At 70.1% G+C, this 16684-nt stretch carries 14 protein-coding genes; 7 read left to right on the top strand and 7 right to left on the bottom strand.

Features of this window, described 5'->3' with window-relative positions:
* Nucleotides 1-38 precede the first annotated feature (38 nt).
* The 5 genes from RAMLITH_RS14075 to RAMLITH_RS14095 all read left to right on the top strand — a co-directional run bounded on the left by RAMLITH_RS14075 (nucleotide 39) and on the right by RAMLITH_RS14095 (nucleotide 3628).
* On the top strand, nucleotides 39-551 hold the full coding sequence (locus RAMLITH_RS14075; protein WP_168108044.1) for a tetratricopeptide repeat protein: 513 nt from the start codon (nucleotides 39-41) through the stop codon (nucleotides 549-551).
* Complete coding sequence (locus RAMLITH_RS14080) at nucleotides 548-883, top strand: c-type cytochrome (RefSeq protein WP_168108045.1); 336 nt, start codon at nucleotides 548-550, stop codon at nucleotides 881-883. The genes RAMLITH_RS14075 and RAMLITH_RS14080 overlap by 4 nt, the downstream gene beginning before the upstream one ends.
* Nucleotides 883-1968 (top strand): ligand-binding sensor domain-containing protein, encoded by a 1086-nt coding sequence (locus RAMLITH_RS14085; RefSeq protein ID WP_168108046.1) that lies wholly within the window; start codon nucleotides 883-885, stop codon nucleotides 1966-1968. The genes RAMLITH_RS14080 and RAMLITH_RS14085 overlap by 1 nt, the downstream gene beginning before the upstream one ends.
* Before the next feature lie 39 nt (nucleotides 1969-2007).
* A complete protein-coding gene (locus RAMLITH_RS14090; RefSeq protein WP_337786152.1) occupies nucleotides 2008-3291 on the top strand; it encodes a ligand-binding sensor domain-containing protein in 1284 nt (427 codons plus the stop codon).
* Between the two features lie 142 nt (nucleotides 3292-3433).
* A complete protein-coding gene (locus tag RAMLITH_RS14095) occupies nucleotides 3434-3628 on the top strand; it encodes a hypothetical protein (RefSeq protein WP_168108047.1) in 195 nt (64 codons plus the stop codon).
* Here the strand turns inward: RAMLITH_RS14095 and RAMLITH_RS14100 are convergent, their stop codons facing one another.
* The 4 genes from RAMLITH_RS14100 to uvrA all read right to left on the bottom strand — a co-directional run bounded on the left by RAMLITH_RS14100 (nucleotide 3629) and on the right by uvrA (nucleotide 12597).
* On the bottom strand, nucleotides 3629-7582 hold the full coding sequence (locus tag RAMLITH_RS14100) for a CHASE domain-containing hybrid sensor histidine kinase/response regulator (RefSeq protein ID WP_168108048.1): 3954 nt from the start codon (nucleotides 7580-7582) through the stop codon (nucleotides 3629-3631).
* Nucleotides 7583-7672: 90 nt separating this feature from the next.
* The gene (locus RAMLITH_RS14105; protein ID WP_168108049.1) at nucleotides 7673-8299 is read right to left on the bottom strand and encodes a cyclic nucleotide-binding domain-containing protein; all 627 of its coding nucleotides are present in this window, start codon (nucleotides 8297-8299) and stop codon (nucleotides 7673-7675) included.
* A gap of 34 nt (nucleotides 8300-8333) precedes the next feature.
* On the bottom strand, nucleotides 8334-9518 hold the full coding sequence (locus RAMLITH_RS14110; RefSeq protein ID WP_168108050.1) for a CBS domain-containing protein: 1185 nt from the start codon (nucleotides 9516-9518) through the stop codon (nucleotides 8334-8336).
* A 121-nt stretch (nucleotides 9519-9639) separates the two neighbouring features.
* Entirely contained in the window at nucleotides 9640-12597 is a 2958-nt protein-coding gene (gene uvrA / locus RAMLITH_RS14115; RefSeq protein ID WP_238344203.1) for an excinuclease ABC subunit UvrA, read from the bottom strand.
* A 281-nt stretch (nucleotides 12598-12878) separates the two neighbouring features.
* On the opposite strand from uvrA, the gene RAMLITH_RS14120 reads away from it, so the two are divergent.
* Both RAMLITH_RS14120 and ssb read left to right on the top strand, forming a co-directional pair.
* A complete protein-coding gene (locus RAMLITH_RS14120) occupies nucleotides 12879-14084 on the top strand; it encodes an MFS transporter (RefSeq protein WP_168108149.1) in 1206 nt (401 codons plus the stop codon).
* A 28-nt stretch (nucleotides 14085-14112) separates the two neighbouring features.
* On the top strand, nucleotides 14113-14601 hold the full coding sequence (gene ssb, locus RAMLITH_RS14125) for a single-stranded DNA-binding protein (RefSeq protein WP_168108051.1): 489 nt from the start codon (nucleotides 14113-14115) through the stop codon (nucleotides 14599-14601).
* A gap of 14 nt (nucleotides 14602-14615) precedes the next feature.
* Here ssb and RAMLITH_RS14130 read toward each other — a convergent pair whose 3' ends face one another.
* From RAMLITH_RS14130 to RAMLITH_RS14140, 3 genes are all read right to left on the bottom strand, one after another.
* A complete protein-coding gene (locus tag RAMLITH_RS14130) occupies nucleotides 14616-14819 on the bottom strand; it encodes a hypothetical protein (protein ID WP_168108052.1) in 204 nt (67 codons plus the stop codon).
* A gap of 94 nt (nucleotides 14820-14913) precedes the next feature.
* A complete protein-coding gene (gene mnmA, locus RAMLITH_RS14135) occupies nucleotides 14914-16101 on the bottom strand; it encodes a tRNA 2-thiouridine(34) synthase MnmA (protein ID WP_168108053.1) in 1188 nt (395 codons plus the stop codon).
* 79 nt (nucleotides 16102-16180) lie between these two features.
* Complete coding sequence (locus RAMLITH_RS14140) at nucleotides 16181-16660, bottom strand: NUDIX hydrolase (protein ID WP_168108054.1); 480 nt, start codon at nucleotides 16658-16660, stop codon at nucleotides 16181-16183.
* Nucleotides 16661-16684 lie beyond the last annotated feature (24 nt).

Consider the following 16684-nt stretch of genomic DNA (forward strand, 5'->3'; position numbering starts at 1 on the left):
GAAGGTGCGGCTGGTCTGCTTCTTGCACCTTGCGGGGCATGAAGCTCACCCACACCCAGATCGTGGCCCGCGGCGTGCTGGCGCTCGCGGCGCTCTGCGCGGCCGGGGCCGGGGCGGGTCCGGTCGAGGACACTGCGCAGGCCGAGACGCTCATCCGCGGTGGCGATTTCGTCAGCGCCATGAACCTGTTGCGCAAGGCGGCGGAACAGAACCACGCGCCCGCCCAGGCGCGGCTGGCGGACCTGCTGGTGGTCGCCGAGTTCAACAGCGAGGCCCTGGCGCTGTACCAGAAGGCGGCGGCGCAGGGCGAACCCGCCGGCGAATTGGGACTGGGCCGCATGTACGCCGACGCCCTCGGCGTGCCGCGTGACCAGGAGAAGGCGCTGGAGCTGTACCGCAAGGCCGAAGCCAGGAACTACGCGCCGGCCGTGGACGCGCTGGCGCGCGCCTACCGCGCCGGGAATCTCGGGCTGCCGAAGGATCTCGACAAGGCCCGCGAACTCGATGCTCGCGCCCGGGCGCTGTTCGAGGCCGGGAAGGCGTCGAAATGATCCTGAATCTGGCGAGGCGCCCTGGCGCTTTCTCACGATCGGGAACGATCCTGGGGGCGGCGCTCGCACTGGTCGCCGGCGCTGCCGCGGCGGCCGACGTCCAGAGGGGCGGCGCGCTCTATTCCACCCATTGCTCCGTGTGCCACGGCAGCAACGGGACGCCGGTCATTCCCGGAGCACCCAACTTTCGCCGCATGGAAGGCCTGATGCGGCCCGACATGCAATTGATGACTGCGATTCGCAGCGGCAAGGGCGCCATGCCCGGTTATTTCGGCGTGTTGCGCGACCGGGAGATCCTCGATGTCGTTGCCTACCTGAGGACCCTGAGTTGATGAATTGCCAGATGTCGCGGCGCAGCATCCTGCTGGCGCTGTCCGCCGCCGCCTTGCCGGCGCACGCCCAGACGGGCGCCGGAGCCCCGAATGCCGGCGCCGGCGCGTGGCGCGCCATGGAGCGGATCGAAGTCGGCGAGGGCGTGTACGTGCGGGCCCTCAAGGTCGAAAAGGAGCGCGATGCGCTGTGGGTCGGCACCTCCGCCGGCGTCCACGAGATCGACCTCAAGACGCTCAAGCCGCGCGCGACCTTCACCCGCAAGGAAGGTCTCGCCAACGAGTACGTCTTCTCGGTGGGCGTCGATCATCAGGGCTACAAGTGGTTCGGCACCAACGCCGGCGGCGTCTCGCGCTACAAGGACGGCAAGTGGAAGACCTTCTTCCCGATGCACGGCCTGGCCGACTACTGGGTGTACTGCTTCGCGTCGCAGAAGGACGGCACGCTGTGGATCGGCACCTGGGCCGGCGCCAACAAGGTCGACCCGAAGACCGGCAAGTTCACGACCTACGTGCGCGAGCTGATCAACGAGTGGGTGTACGGCCTCGGGGTCGACGCGAAGGACCGGGTCTGGTTCGGCACCGAGGGTGGCGTGTCGATGTTCGATGGCAGGACCTGGAAGAGCTGGACCCACAAGGACGGCCTGGGCGCGCCCAACGCCGACCAGCTTCCGTACAGCACCAACACCGGACTGGGCACCCGCTCGCGGCACGACCTGGCGACGATGAACGACGGCCGCGCCACCTACAACCCGAACTACGTCTTCTCGATCCACGTGGACCCGCAGGACAACGTCTGGGCGGGCACCTGGGGCGGCGGCGTGGCGCGTTTCGACGGCAAGCGCTGGACCAACATGAATTCGAAGGACGGCCTGGCCGGCAACATCGTCTATTCGATCGCGCAACACCCGGACGGCGCCTTCTGGTTCGGCACCAACCGCGGGGTGTCGCGCTGGGACGGCAAGCGCTGGCAGAACTTCGGCAAGGCGCAAGGCCTGCTGGAAGAGAACGTCTATGCCCTGGCCGTCACGCCGCAAGGCGAGGTCTGGGCCGGCACGAGGCGCGGCGTGACCCGCTTCGGGCGCTGACCGGCGAACGGCCGGAAACCTGAATCAGGAGAGAACGCAGTGCAACTTGGAAACACATCGATCGCGGTGCTGGTCGTCGCGTTTGCCGCCGCGGTGGGCGGCGCGTACACCGTGGGGCAGAAAGCCAATCCGGACAATGCCGTCGAGCTGCCGCCCACCGTGGCCGCAGCGGGCGGCGAGGCCATGCCGGCCGGCGCCACCACCGCCGCGCCCGGCAACGTGCAGGCGCCCGCCGGCCACCCGCCGGTGGTGGACGGCGGCGCGCCGCCGACCCAGGGCAAGGTGCAGGTCGATCCCCAGGCGAAGTTCGTGCATTTCCGGGTCGGCAACCGCAACGTCAAGGACATCTTCACCGAAGGCGACATCGTCTGGGTCGGCACCTCGGCCGGCGTGATCCGCTACAACACCCGCACCGACGAATACAAGCTGCTGGACACCCGTTCCGGCCTGCTGTCGAACGGCGTGTTCCACGTCAGCCGGCTGGACGGCAAGCTGGCGGTGGGCACCTACGGCGGCGGGCTGTCGCTGCTGGACGAGAAGACCGGCCGGTGGGAGACCTACAACATCCCCGAAGGCCTGGGCGACGCCTTCGTCTACGACGTGATCAAGACCAGGGCGGGCGACGTCTGGATCGCGACCTGGTCGGGCGTGAACCGGATCAAGGGCGGCAAGCTGAGCAACCTGGCGAGCTGGGAACTGCACACCGTCGAGAGCACCAAGGGCGGCCTGCCCAACGACTGGGTGTACGGCCTGGCCGAAGGCAAGGACGGCACCGTCTGGCTGGCGACCGAAGGCGGCCTGGCGCGCTGGGTCGACGGCAAGTGGGACAACTGGAACCACGCGAAGGGGCAGGGCGCGCCGTACGAGCTGGTGAAGGACGACCTGGCGTTCAAGAACGACCCGTCCAAGGTCTCCAGCCACCACGCCCGGCAGAAGCAGGAGATGGGACTGCAGGGCATAGACACTGCCTACAACCCGAACTACATCGTGTCGATCGTCGCGGACCCGGACGGGTCGGTGTGGGTCGGCACCTGGGGCGGCGGGCTGGCGCACTTCGACGGGAACAAGTTCCGCAACTACACGACGAAGGACGGCCTGCCGGGCAACCACGTGTTCATGCTGCACCGCGCCCGCAACGGCGACATGTGGGTGGGCACCAACGCCGGGCTGGCACGCCGGGTCGGGGACAGGTTCGTCGAGACCATCACGACCAGCGACGGGCTGTTCTCCAACACGATCTTCTCGATGGACACCGGCAGCGACGGATCCCTCTGGGTCGGCAGCTTCGGCGGCGTGACCCACCTGGCCCGCAAGGGACGGTAGCCGCGCCGCTGGTAACAGTGTGTGGCGTTTGTCCTACAGACGTACGCTGCCGAGTCGCTAGTCTCTCCTGTCTTGACGGGAGCATGACGAATGACGAATGCCTACCGGGAGTACCGGCTGCAGGGTCCGACGGGGCAGCGCCGTGCCTGACCGGCTCCTGGACGACCCGACGATCCCGCCGCCGGGGCGCCGCAACGGCGTAGGCAGCGCCAGCATCCTCCCCTACCTGGTCAAGACGCTGGCCGCCAAGCCGATGGCGCCCGCCTCCCTGCCTCCTTCGCCACCGGCGCGCAGCGAGGGCGACGAAGCGCCGCGCCAGGGCCGGCACGCGCAGTAGTCAGGCACCCAACCCGTCGAGGATCTTGTGGAACGCGGCGCGGGTGCGGGCAAACCGCATCTCGAGCTCGTCGATCAGCGCCGGCATGCCATCCAGGCTGCCCTCGCCGACCTGCTGCTCCACGCGGCGGCAGACTTCCGCGACCCCGCTGGCGCCGAGGCTGGCGCTGGTGCCGGCCAGTTTGTGGGCCCGCGCCGCCAGCGCCCTGGCGTCGGCATGCTGGAGGTGCTGCTTGAGGGCGCTCACCGTTCCCGGCGTCTCGTTGAGGTAGTCGCTCACCAGTGAGCACAACAGGGACGGCGCCCCGGGCTCGCCGAGCGCGGCCAGCTCGCGGACGATGGCTTCGTCGATCAGCGCCGCTTCGCCGGCCGCCTCGGCGACGGTCGCCCCGCGCGCCGGTGCCCAGCGCTCGATCAGCGCCTGCACGGCCGCCGGCAGGATCGGCTTGGCGATGTAATCATCCATGCCGGCGTCGAGGCAGCGCTGGCGGTCTTCGGGCAGCGCGTTGGCCGTCATGGCGACGATCCGCGGCCGCCGCTGCCGCGGCACCGTGGCGATGATCCGCCGCGTTGCCTCCAGCCCGTCCATCAGCGGCATCTGCAGGTCCATGAACACCAGGTCGTAGCGGTTCATCGCGACCAGCTGCACCGCTTCCGTGCCGTCGCGTGCCACGTCGCTGGCATAGCCGAACTTGCGCAGCATGCCCACGGTGAGCTTCTGGTTGATCGCGCTGTCCTCGACCACCAGGATGCGCATCGGAAGCCGCGCGGCGAGCTTGCCGTCGATGCGCTGCGTGACGGTGGGCGGGGCTGCCGCCCGGCCGGCGTGGATCACCTGGCTGAGGACGGAGAACAGCTGCGAGTGCTTGACCGGCTTGGACAGGCGGGCCGCGAACAGCTCCAGCGAGCCCGGATCGCGATCGCGCGGCGCCGAGGAGGATAGCAGGACCAGCCGCGGGGCCCGCTTGCCGCACTGGACGGCGATCGCGCGGGCGAGCTGCAGCCCGTCCATGCCGGGCATGTGCAGGTCCAGCACGGCGACGTCGAACTGCGGCTCGGCTTCGAGGGTGGCGAGGGCGAAGGCGCCGCGGGCCGCGCAGACCACCTCCATCCCCCAACGCACGCACTGGGTCTTGAGGATGTTCAGGTTGGTCGGGTTGTCGTCGACCAGCAGCACGCGCCGGCCCGCGAGCTCCGGCGCCTCGCCGCTGCGGTAGCGGGCGGTGGGGACGTTCTGCGCCACGCCGGCGTGCATCGTGAACGAGAACACCGAGCCCTTGTGCTCCTCGCTTTCCACCCGGATCTCGCCGCCCATCAGCCGCACCAGCCGGGCGCAGATCGCCAGCCCGAGGCCGGTGCCGCCGTACTTGCGGGTCGTCGACGAGTCCGCCTGGGAAAACGCCTTGAACAGGTGCTCGCGCTGGGCCGGCGCGATGCCGATGCCGGTGTCGCGGACGGCGAACCGCAACTGCACGTGGTCCGGTTCGCGGCGCAGCACGCCTACGGTGAGGCAGACCTCGCCTGCGTCGGTGAACTTCACGGCGTTGGACAGCAGATTGACGAGCACCTGGCGCAGCCGGGTCGAGTCGCCGACCAGCCAGTTGGGGACGCTGTCCATCAGCTCGTAGAGCAGGTCGATCCCTTTTTCGGCCGCGCGCGGCGCCAGCATGTCGAAGGCTTCCTCGACGCAGGTGCCCAGCTCGAACGGGCGCCGCTCCAGCTCCAGCATCCCGGACTCCACCTTGGAAAAGTCGAGGATGTCGTTGATGGTGGCCAGCAGCGCATCGCCGCTGGTGCGGATGGTCTCGACATAGCTGCGCTGCTCGGGGTCCAGGGCGGTGTCGTCCAGCAGCGCCGTCATGCCGATCACGGCGTTCATCGGCGTGCGGATCTCGTGGCTCATGTTGGCGAGGAACGCCGCTTTCGCCTCGGCCGCGTCCAGCGCCTGCTCGCGCGCGGCCACCAGTTCCTCCTCCACCCGCTTGCGCTCGACGATCTCGTCCTGCAAGGCCGCGTTGGTGCGGGTCAGCACCTCGGTGCGCTCGGCCACACGGTCTTCCAGCAGTTCCCGCTCCAGCTGCAGGGCCTGTTCCATCAGGCGGCGCCGGGTCACGTCGCGCATGATGCCCAGCGAGCGGCCGCCGCCGATGTCGACGGCGCGGATGTCGACGATCACCCGCTCGCCGTTCTTGCGCCGTAGCGCGACCTCGCCTTCGCTGCGGCCCTCCGCGCGCACCCGCTGGAAGTGCGCCGCGCCGGCCTGGCGATCGGGCTCGTCGGGCCAGACCACGTCGTACAGCCGCATCTCCAGCAGCTCCTGTTCCTCGTACCCCAGCATCCGGGCGGCCGCCGGGTTCGCTTCCAGGTAGCGGCCCTCCTCGTCGACGACCATCACGCCGTCCAGGGCCAGTTCGATGTAGGAACGCAGCTTGCGCTCGCCGGTGCGCAGCGCCTCCTCGGCGGCCAGCCGGTCCGTGATGTCGCGCACGATGCCGCAGAACATCCGCTGGTCGCCCACCAGCATCTCGCTGACGGCCAGGTCCAGCGGAACGGGCGTGCCGTCCTTGCGCCTGCCGGTGACGAGCCGCCCGACGCCGATGATGCTGGGCGGGCCGCCGGCCATGTACTCGGCCAGGTAGGAGTCGTGCCGCTCCCGGTCGGGCGAAGGCATCAGCACGTTGACGTTGCGGCCGACCATCTCGCGCTCGCTCCAGCCGAAGATGCGTTCGGCCGCCGGGTTGAAGCTCTGGACGATGCCCCCGGTATCGATGGTGATGATCGCGTCCAGCGCGTGGTCGAAGACCGCGCGCAGCCGGGCCTCGCTCTCGGCGTACTGCTCCAGGGCGGAGCGCAGGGCCCTCGTGCGCTGGTCGACCAGCGCCATCGCCTGGGCGCGCAGGCTGGCGAGCACGCCGACCAGGCCGGCCAGCAGCAGGCTGATCACGCTGCCGCCGACAAGGATCACCCAGGAGTGGTCGGGCGCGACGATTTCCTGGAAACCGGGCAGGGACGCGAACTGGATGGCCCACTCGCGCTGCCCGAAGCGCAAGCCGACATCGCGCGCCAGGCGCGGTTCGTAGCCGCTGGAAAGTTCGCGCTCCAGGTCCGGCGAGCTGAACACCGGCAGCCCCCCGTCACGGATGGTCATGCCCAGCAGGGCCGCGTCCTCGCCCACGGCGTGCGCCACGAGTTCGGCGGTGTCGAACGCCTCCAGCACGTAGCCGGCCAGCGCGCGCTGGCGTTCTTCGGCCGTTTCGGGCGTGCGCCCGCCGGCATACACCGGCACGACCAGTACCCGGACCGGGACCGTGTCCCGGCCGGCCAGCGCCAGCGGGACCGTGAGGATGGCCGCGCCCGAGCTGGCGGCCAGGTCGATCGCCTCGCGGGCGGCGGGATCCTCCTGCAGGTCGAGGCCGACCGGGCGCCGGTCGAAAGTCCCGAACGAGCGGAAGTACGCCAGCGGGAAATACTGCGGCCGCCGCTGCGACGCGCGCACCGTGTAGCCCGCCAGTCCGTCGTCGCGCGCCTGCTGCTCGTGCGCCTGGCGTCCGCCATCGGTCACGCGGGGCGCGTAGGCCACCCAGAGCCGTCCGGGCGAACGAGCCGTGTCGGCGTCCAGGGCATTGAAGTAGGTGCGCCAGTCACTGCGGTCCACGCTCTCGCCGAGGGTGAACAGTCCGGCCGCCGACCGCAGCAGGATCTGCTTGGCGGCCATCTCGTGGTCCAGGACGGCGGCGATGCGGCTGGTGCGGTACTCGAACAGCCGGGCCGCGCTTTCCCGCGCCGTCTCCCGCGCCTGCTGCCACAGGAGCGCCGTGACTCCCAGGCCGATCACGAGCGCCACCAGGGACAGCAGTTCCGCCCGCCAGAGGCCGCGCGGGGGACGGCGCCGTTTTCGGGCACCCGCCGTGTCGGCCGAGACCGTCAGCGCGGCAGGGGAGGTCGGGGACTGCATGACTCGTCTTCGGCGGCGGGGGAACTGTAGCGTAGCACTGTGGGGGAAGCGGCCCCGCCGAAATTCGCCGTGCCGGCGGCGCCGCGCCGGTCAGGCCTGCTTGCGCGGCTCCTGGAGCACGCTGCTGTTGCCGGCCCGCGACGTACCGGAGTCGCGTTCGAGCTTGAGCAGCACCTTGAGCCTGGCGCCGGTCACCTGGTCCGACTGGATCTGGGCGGCCCATTCGTCGCGCTGCGCCTGGTTGATGCTGTGCAGCGTCTCGATCTTGTTGTTGGCGGCGCGCAGCCGCCTGGTCACGTGTCCCAGCATCGCCCGCAGCAGGCCGAACGTCAGGTTGGGATCGCGCTCGGTGATCTGCTCCAGCGCCCGGTCGTCCAGCGTCGCCAGGTGGACGTCGGTGGTGGCCCGCACGACCACCGACCGGCCCATGCTGTCCATCGCGCCCAGCTCGCCGAACAGGCTGCCGGGCACCAGGCTGCGGATGGTCATCCAGCGGCCGCCGGTGAGCTGGCCCTCGACCAGCGCATCGCCGTCCACCAGCATGATCAGGAACTGGTCGCCCGGACCGCCCGCGCGGAACAGCACCGCGTCGGCCGGCGCGCGCGTCAGCCTCATGAACGGCACGAGCCGAAGTGCCTGCGCTGGACTCAGCTCCGGCAGCGCCACGTCGCTGATCAGCAACTTGGCCGTGTCGGTGGCGCTGTACTGTTCCTTCATTGGCGGATCGGGCCGGCCCGGCGTCGCTGCCGGGTCAGGCGCGCTGCGCCAGGACCAGGTAGCCCCTGGGGTCGTTCTGCGCGTCCAGCAGCACCGAGACCTGGAAATCGGTCTTGCCGGTGCCGGTCGCCACGACGTAATGCCGCGCGCCGCGGCCGACGTTCTCCTCGCTCAGCGAGTGCTCCGCGGAGCCCCAGCCGACGCGCTTGAGGGTGTCGCGGATGTCGCGGCCGCCCACGTCCTCCATGCGCAGGCCGAGCACTTCGGCGATCGAGGGCGTGGCGTAGGAGATGCGGTACTCGAGGTCCGAGGCCAGCACGGCGGTCCCGGTCACGGAGCGCAGGATGTTGGCGAACAGCAGCTTCTCGTCGATCGCCTGGGCCGCCTGCTGCAGGTGGCGCGCCTGGAGCTCGACGATCTCCTTCAGGTAGGTGACGTAATCGCCCTCGAGGCCGCGGGCGATCTCGTGGTGGGTGAGCAGGCCGCAGGCGACGCCGTGTTCGTCCACGACCACCAGGCGGCGGATGTGCGCGTCTTCCATCATCTTCACGGCCGCATGCAGCCGCCGGCCCGGCTTGACGGACATGACCGGCGCATGCATGGCGTCCGCCAGGAGCATCTCCTGCGGGTGCGGATGCTCGTTGGAGAGGCGGACCACGTCGCGCTCCGTGAGCACCCCGGCGGGCCGCCCCTGGGGGTCGACCACGATGACGCAGCTCTGGTGCTGCTGGACCATCTCGCGCAGCGCCGCGCCCACGCTGGCCGTCGGCGGCAGCCTGCAGAACGTCTTGCTCATGACGTGCGCAACGTCCTTGAAGTTCATGTAGTACTCGATGCCGAAGTTGCGCATCACGTCGCCCTCGCTGGCGATGCCCAGCACGTGGCCCGCCTCGTCGGTGACGGCCAGGTGCCGGATGCCGCGCCCCGCCATCAGGTGGTAGGCATCCAGGCACCGGGTCCTGGCGCCGACGGTCAGCACCGGGGCCTGCATCAGGTCGGCGCAGCTGAAATCCTTGAGCCGGCGGTTGTCGGCGTTCAGGGCCCGGACGATGTCGCGCTCGGTGATGATTCCCAGGATCAGGTCATTCTCAATAACGAGGACGGAACTCACGTGGTGGGACTGCATCAGGTCCAGGGCGTGGCTCGCCGGCTGGTCGACGCGGACCTGGCAGACCTGCTTCGTCATGACGGCGGAAATCAGCTTGCGGTGGATGTTCATCCCTCTGGTCCTTCTGCGGATTGGTGGGGGCGAGTTGCAAGCCATGTGCCACGGCGGCGGCGGCAAGCCAATCCTTTGACCTGTCGCAAAGTGTGACGGGGATGCCGCTTCGCGAAGCGATCTACAGCAGCCGCTGCAGGTACCGGCCGGTGTGGCTGGCCGGATTCGCGGCCAGTTCCTCGGGCGTGCCGACGCCGACGACCTGACCGCCGCCGGCCCCGCCCTCGGGGCCCATGTCGATCACCCAGTCGGCCGTCTTGATCACGTCCAGGTTGTGCTCGATGACCACGATGGTGTTGCCGGCGTCTCGCAACTGGTGCAGGACCTTCAGCAGCAGGGCGATGTCCGCGAAGTGCAGTCCGGTGGTCGGCTCGTCCAGGATGTAGAGGGTGCGCCCGGTGTCGCGCTTCGACAACTCGAGCGCCAGCTTCACCCGCTGCGCCTCGCCGCCGGACAGCGTGGTGGCGGATTGCCCCAGCTTCACGTACGACAGGCCCACGTCGAGCAGCGTCTGCAATTTGCGAGCGATCGCCGGCACGGGCTTGAGGAACAGGTGCGCGTCCTCCACCGTCATGTCGAGGATCTGGGCGATGTTGCGGCCCTTCCACTGCACCTCCAGGGTCTCGCGGTTGTAGCGCTGGCCGCGGCAGACGTCGCAGGCCACGTAGACGTCGGGCAGGAAGTGCATCTCCACCTTCACGACGCCGTCGCCCTGGCAGGCCTCGCAGCGGCCGCCGGCGACGTTGAAGCTGAAGCGCCCGGGGCCATAGCCGCGTTCCTTGGCGGTCGTGGTGTCGGCCATCAGTTCGCGGATCGGCGTGAACAACCCGGTATACGTCGCCGGATTGCTGCGCGGCGTGCGGCCGATCGGCGACTGGTCGACGTTGATCACCTTGTCGAAATACTCCAGGCCCTCGATCGAGTCGTGCGGAGCCGGCTCCTCGTGGGCCCGGTACAGCGTGCGCGCGACGGCGGCATACAAGGTGTCGTTGACCAGCGTCGACTTGCCCGAGCCCGAAACGCCGGTCACGCACGTGAGCAGGCCCACCGGGAACGACACCGTCACCCGCTTCAGGTTGTTGCCGCTCGCGCCGACCACCCGCAATTCCTGCACCGGCGCGCCGCGGCCGCCCGGCGGCGTGGCGGCGGACGGAAAGCGCGGCTTCCCGTCCGCAGCCCCTTGCGCGCCCGCCACCGGCAGCCATGGCGTGCGCCGGCGCGGAACCGCGATCGATTTCGCGCCGGACAGGTACTGCCCGGTCAGCGAGGCGGGGGTCGCCCTGACCTCGTCGTACGTGCCTTGCGCCATCACCCGGCCGCCGTGGATGCCGGCGCCGGGGCCGAGGTCGATCACGTGGTCGGCGGCGCGGATCATGTCCTCGTCGTGCTCCACCACGATCACGCTGTTGCCGATGTCGCGCAGGTGCTTCAGGGTGGCGATCAGCCGGTCGTTGTCGCGCTGGTGCAGCCCGATGCTGGGCTCGTCCAGCACGTACATGACGCCGGTGAGGCCGGAGCCGATCTGCGAGGCGAGGCGGATGCGCTGCGCTTCGCCGCCGGACAGCGTCTCGGCGCTGCGGTCCAGGCTGAGGTAGTTGAGGCCGACGTCGTTGAGGAATTTCAGGCGCAACCCGATCTCGCGCACCACCTTGTCGGCGATCTCGCCCCTGGCGCCGTGCAGCTTCAGCCCGGCGAAGTACTCCAGGCTGTCCCTCAGCGTCGCGTGGCTGATCTCGTAGATGGCCCTGGCCTGGGCGCCTTCGCCCACCTTCACGTGGCGGGCCTCGCTGCGCAGCCGCGTCCCATGGCATTCCGGGCAGGGCTGGAGGCTGCGGTAGCGGGCCAGTTCCTCGCGCACCGCGGCCGAATCGGTCTCGCGGTAGCGCCGTTCCATGTTGGGGATGACGCCCTCGAACGGATGCCGCTTGGTCACCTTGCGCCCGGCCGACGCGCCCGACTCGAGCGTGTAGGTGAAGCGGATGTCGTCGCTGCCCGAGCCCTGCAGGATCGCCTGCCGCACGGCTGGCGGCAGGTCCTCGAACGGGGCGTCGACGTCGAAGCCGTAATGCCTGGCGAGGCTCTCCAGCAATGCGAAGGAATAGCTGTTGCGCCGGTCCCAGCCCTTGATCGCGCCGCTGGCGAGCGACAGCGAAGGAAAGGCGACCACCCGCGCCGGGTCGAAGAATTCGCGGTGCCCGAGGCCGTCGCACGACGGGCAGGCGCCGACCGGCGAGTTGAAGGAAAAGAGGCGCGGTTCGAGTTCGGCGATCGACCAGTTGCAGATCGGGCAGGCGAACTTCGCGTTGAACCAGTGCTCGCCGGCCGGTGAATTGGGCGGTGAGGGCGTGCCGGCCTCCGGCGGCTGCGCCGCATCCATCTCCACGGCGATGGCGCGGCCGTCGGCCAGCCGCAGTGCCGACTCGAAGCTCTCGGCCAGCCGCTGCTGCACGTCGGGTCGCACGCGCAGCCGGTCGATCACGACGTCGATGTCGTGCTTCTCCGTCTTCTTCAGCTTCGGCAGCGCGTCGTGCTCGTACGCCTGGCCGTCGACCCGGAACCGCACGTAGCCGTGCGACTGCATTTCGGCGAACAGCTCGGCGAACTCGCCCTTGCGGTCGCGCACCACCGGCGCCACGATCATCAGCCGCGATTCGGGCGGCAGCGCCAGCACGGCGTCCACCATCTGCGCCACCGTCTGCGACTGCAGCGCGATCCCGTGGTTGGGGCAGTAGGGGGTGCCGGCGCGCGCGAACAGCAGCCGCAGGTAGTCGTGGATCTCGGTGACCGTGCCGACGGTGGAGCGCGGGTTGTGCGAGGTCGCCTTCTGCTCGATCGAGATGGCGGGCGAGAGACCCTCGATCACGTCGACGTCGGGCTTGTCCATCAGCTGCAGGAACTGCCGCGCATACGCGGACAGGCTCTCCACGTAGCGGCGCTGTCCTTCGGCATACAGCGTGTCGAAGGCCAGCGACGACTTGCCCGACCCCGACAGGCCGGTGATCACCACCAGCCGGTTGCGCGGGATGTCGAGGTCGACGTTCTTGAGGTTGTGGGTGCGCGCCCCGCGGATGCTGATCAGATGGGCCGGCGCGGGGGCGCTCGCGCCCGGCTGCCCGGAGGGCTGGCCGTCGGTCGGGGAGGTCAAGGTCGGGTCCCGCAGCAAAACCAGTCATCATAGAACGCTGGTGCGGCGCGGTGCCCGTGCCGCCGCCGCCGCGCGGCCGGGCCTCGTCGGCAGGCCCCGTCCGGGCCCGCCTTTCCCGCATGCGGGACAATCGGCGCTTTGCCCGGGCGGCGTCCGCCCCCTCCCAGTCGCCCGATCCCGTGAAATCTTCCCCCGCCTCCGCCGCGTCCAGCCGCATGACGGCGCTGGAGCGCCGTGCCAGCGGCTCGCTGGCCATGATCTTCGCCGCCCGCATGCTGGGCCTGTTCCTGGTGCTGCCGGTGTTCGCGCTCGAGGCGGCGCGGTATCCCGGCGGCGACGACCCGGCGCGCGTCGGCCTGGCGATGGGCATCTACGGCCTGACCCAGGGCCTCCTGCAATATCCATACGGCATGGCTTCGGACCGCTTCGGGCGCAAGCGCGTGATCGCCCTCGGGCTGCTGGTGTTCGCGCTCGGCAGCTTCGTGGCCGCCGCGGCCCCGACGCTGGGCTGGCTGATCGTCGGCCGCTCGCTGCAAGGCGCCGGCGCGGTGTCGGCGGCCGTGACGGCCCTGCTGGCCGACCAGACCCGCGACGAGGTGCGTACCAAGGCCATGGCCCTGGTGGGCGCCAGCATCGGGTTGATGTTCGCGCTGTCGCTGGTGGCGGCCCCGGCGCTCGGCGGGCTGATCGGGCTGCCGGGCCTGTTCGCCGTGACCGGCGTCCTGGCGCTGGCGTGCATCGCGGTGGTCGCCTGGTGGACGCCGCCGGAGCCCAGGCAGCACAAGGACATGCCGCGCGGGCGGCTGGCCGAAGTGCTCAGCCATCCGGGACTGCTGCGGCTGGACGTGGGCGTCTTCATCCTGCACGCCGTGCAACTGGCCATGTGGGTGGCCGTTCCCGCCATGCTGGTCCAGGCCGGCCTGCCCAAGGAGCAGCACTGGCACGTCTACCTGCCGGCGGTGCTCGGCTCCTTCGTCATGATGGGCGGCCTCTTCGCGCTGGAGCGGCGCGGCTATCTGCGAGCCGTCTTCCTGGCCGCGATCGGACTGATCGCCCTGGTGCAACTGGGCCTGCTGGCGGCGGGTGACCAGCCGCCGCTGCTGGCCCTGGGCGTCCTGCTGTTCCTGTTCTTCTGCGGCTTCAACGTGCTGGAAGCGACGCAACCGAGCCTGGCCTCCCGGCTGGCGCCGGCGCACGCCCGGGGCTCCGCGCTGGGCGTCTACAACACCCTGCAGTCCCTGGGTTTTTTCGCGGGCGGGGCGGTCGGCGGCTGGCTCGCCAAGAACGTTGGGGCGTCAGGGCTGTTCGCCACCTGCGCGGCGCTGCTGGTCGTGTGGCTGGTGGTGGCGTGGCCCATGCGGGCGCCAAGCTCCCGGAAATCGGCCGAAGAGGTGCTGGCCGACGAAGCCCAGGCGACATAATCGACAGCAATCTCTCAAGGAACGCGCAATGGCATCCGTCAACAAAGTCATCCTCGTCGGCAACTGCGGCCGGGATCCCGAGATCCGTTACCTGCCTTCCGGGCAGGCGGTGGCCAACGTCAGCCTCGCGACCACCAGCAAGCGCAAGGACAAGAATTCCGGCGAACTGGTCGAGGAAACGCAATGGCACCGCGTCACCTTCTTCGACCGCCTAGCCGAGATCGCCGGTGAGTACGTGAAGAAGGGGCGACCGATCTACGTCGAGGGGCGCCTCGTGTACCGCAAGTACACCGACAAGGACGGCGTCGAGAAGAGCGCGACCGACATCATCGCCACCGAGATGCAGCTGCTGGGCAGCCGCGAAGGCATGGGCGGTCCGTCCGACGACGAGGGTGGCGGTGGCGGGCAGCGCCGCGCCGCCCCGCCGCAACGCCCCGCCGCGGCGCCCCAGCGCCAGCCGGCGCCGTCGAAGCCGTCCACGGGCTTCGACGACATGGACGACGACATTCCGTTCTGAGGCCGTCCGGGCGCCTACGACTCGCCGTGGCTCGCGGGCACCGCCGCGGCGCGCTCCTGCGCCGCCGACAGGTGCGACAGGATCGCCCGCCACGCGCCGGAGCGATCGGCCGGGGGATGTTCACGCCGGCCGCTTTCGCGCTCGGCCGCCACCTGGGCACACGCTTCGCCGTAGCGGGTCACCAGGGCCAGCAGTTGATCTTGCCAATGGGGATTCATACCTGCGCCTCGCACTGTCTGTGGGGCCATGGTGCGCGCGGCCGGCGCCGCCGGCCATGATCTGGGACAGGAGTGCTGCAGGTTGGGGACCGACTCAGGCGAACGAGGCGATCACGCCGCCGCCCAGGCAGACGTCGCCGTCGTAGAGCACGGCCGACTGTCCGGGGGTGACGGCCCACTGCGGCTCCGCGAAGTCGAGGTGGAAGCCCTCAGCGGACGGGCTGCCGAGCGTGCATGGCGCGTCGGCCTGCCGGTAGCGGGTCTTGGCCGCGCAGGCTCCGGCCGGCGGCGGCTCCCCGGCGATCCAGCTCGGGTCCCCGGCGTCCAGGGCCGTCGACTGCAGCCAGGGGTGATCGTGCCCCTGCACGACCCACAGCGTGTTGTGTTCGATGTCCTTGCGCGCCACGAACCAGGGGGCGTGCTCGCCGCCGCCGCGCTGCGCGCCCCGCTCGCGGATGCCGCCGATCCCCAGCCCCTGGCGCTGGCCCAGCGTGTAGAAGCTCAGGCCCTGGTGCCGGCCGATGGTGCGCCCGCGCGGATCCTTGACCGGCCCCGGCTCCTTCGAGATGTAGCGGTTGAGGAATTCGCGGAACGGCCGCTCGCCGATGAAGCAGATGCCGGTGGAGTCCTTCTTCTTCGCGTTGGGCAGGCCGATTTCCTGCGCGATCCGCCGCACCTCGGTCTTGTGCAGCTCGCCGACCGGGAACAGCGTCTTCGAGAGCTGCGCCTGGTTCAGCCGGTGCAGGAAGTAGCTCTGGTCCTTGGCCGGATCCAGGCCCTTGAGCAACTGGAAGCGGCCGCCGGCTTCGCGGACTCTCGCGCCGTCGGGCGCGGTCGCGTGCGACGTCCCATCCGGCCCGGCGGGCTCGCGCGGGTCCGCTGGCTGCCAGCGGACCCGTGCGTAATGCCCGGTGGCGATCTTGTCGGCGCCCAGCCGCATGGCGTGGTCGAGGAACGCCTTGAACTTGATCTCGGCGTTGCACAGGACATCGGGATTCGGGGTCCGGCCGGCCTGGTACTCGCGCAGGAATTCGGCGAACACGCGGTCCTTGTATTCGGCCGCGAAGTTGACGTGCTCGATCTCGATGCCGAGCACGTCGGCCACGCTCGCGGCGTCGACGAAATCCTGGTTCGAGGAGCAGTACTCGCCGTCGTCGTCGTCTTCCCAGTTCTTCATGAAGATGCCGACGACCTCCCAGCCCTGCTGCTTGAGCAGGTACGCGCTCACCGCGGAGTCGACGCCTCCGCTCAGACCGACGACCACACGCGGCTTGCCACTCATGTCCGGGATTATCCCAACCCTTCAGTGCGGCTTCGCGGCCGCCGGGCCAAGGCCCTGGCCGGCGAGCGGACGACCGCCCTCAGGGGCGCCGCCAGACGCTGTCGTCGGTGTGGAGCACCTCCAGCGGATGGCGCACGCCGGCCAGGTAGTCCTCCACGCAGCGCAGCACCAGGGGGCTGCGATGGCGGGATGCGCTGGCGCGCACTTCCTGCGGCGTCAGCCACACGGTGCCGACGATGCCCTCGTCGAGCCGGCGCAGCGGGTCGCGCTCGCCGAGCTGGCCGCAGAACGCCATCCGCAGGTAGGTGATGTCGTCGCCGGACGGCCGCTCCAGGCGCGCGAGGTACACGCCCACCAGCGCCGTCGGCCGGAAGTCGTGCGCCGTCTCCTCCAGCACTTCGCGCGCGCACGCCTGCTGCGGCGACTCGCGCGGCTCGAGGTGGCCGGCCGGGTTGTTGAGCCGCAGCCCCTCGCTCGTTTCTTCCTCGACGAGCAGGAAACGGCCGTCCCGCTCGATCACCGCCGCCACCGTGACGCTGGGCTTCCATCGTGTCTGCATCGCCCGATTATTGCCACGGCGCGG

The sequence above is a fragment of the Ramlibacter lithotrophicus genome, from assembly GCF_012184415.1.
GTDB classification, from domain to species: Bacteria; Pseudomonadota; Gammaproteobacteria; order Burkholderiales; family Burkholderiaceae_C; genus Ramlibacter; species Ramlibacter lithotrophicus.

Excerpts from the sequence above, each read along its gene's own strand:
- RAMLITH_RS14075 (WP_168108044.1), top strand. The coding sequence starts at position 39 with ATGAAGCTCACCCACACCCAGATCGTGGCCCGCGGCGTGCTGGCGCTC.
- RAMLITH_RS14080 (WP_168108045.1), top strand. The coding sequence starts at position 548 with ATGATCCTGAATCTGGCGAGGCGCCCTGGCGCTTTCTCACGATCGGGA.
- RAMLITH_RS14085 (WP_168108046.1), top strand. The coding sequence starts at position 883 with ATGAATTGCCAGATGTCGCGGCGCAGCATCCTGCTGGCGCTGTCCGCC.
- RAMLITH_RS14100 (WP_168108048.1), bottom strand. The coding sequence starts at position 7,582 with ATGCAGTCCCCGACCTCCCCTGCCGCGCTGACGGTCTCGGCCGACACG.
- RAMLITH_RS14105 (WP_168108049.1), bottom strand. The coding sequence starts at position 8,299 with ATGAAGGAACAGTACAGCGCCACCGACACGGCCAAGTTGCTGATCAGC.
- RAMLITH_RS14110 (WP_168108050.1), bottom strand. The coding sequence starts at position 9,518 with ATGAACATCCACCGCAAGCTGATTTCCGCCGTCATGACGAAGCAGGTC.
- RAMLITH_RS14120 (WP_168108149.1), top strand. The coding sequence starts at position 12,879 with ATGACGGCGCTGGAGCGCCGTGCCAGCGGCTCGCTGGCCATGATCTTC.
- ssb (WP_168108051.1), top strand. The coding sequence starts at position 14,113 with ATGGCATCCGTCAACAAAGTCATCCTCGTCGGCAACTGCGGCCGGGAT.
- RAMLITH_RS14130 (WP_168108052.1), bottom strand. The coding sequence starts at position 14,819 with ATGAATCCCCATTGGCAAGATCAACTGCTGGCCCTGGTGACCCGCTAC.
- mnmA (WP_168108053.1), bottom strand. The coding sequence starts at position 16,101 with ATGAGTGGCAAGCCGCGTGTGGTCGTCGGTCTGAGCGGAGGCGTCGAC.
- RAMLITH_RS14140 (WP_168108054.1), bottom strand. The coding sequence starts at position 16,660 with ATGCAGACACGATGGAAGCCCAGCGTCACGGTGGCGGCGGTGATCGAG.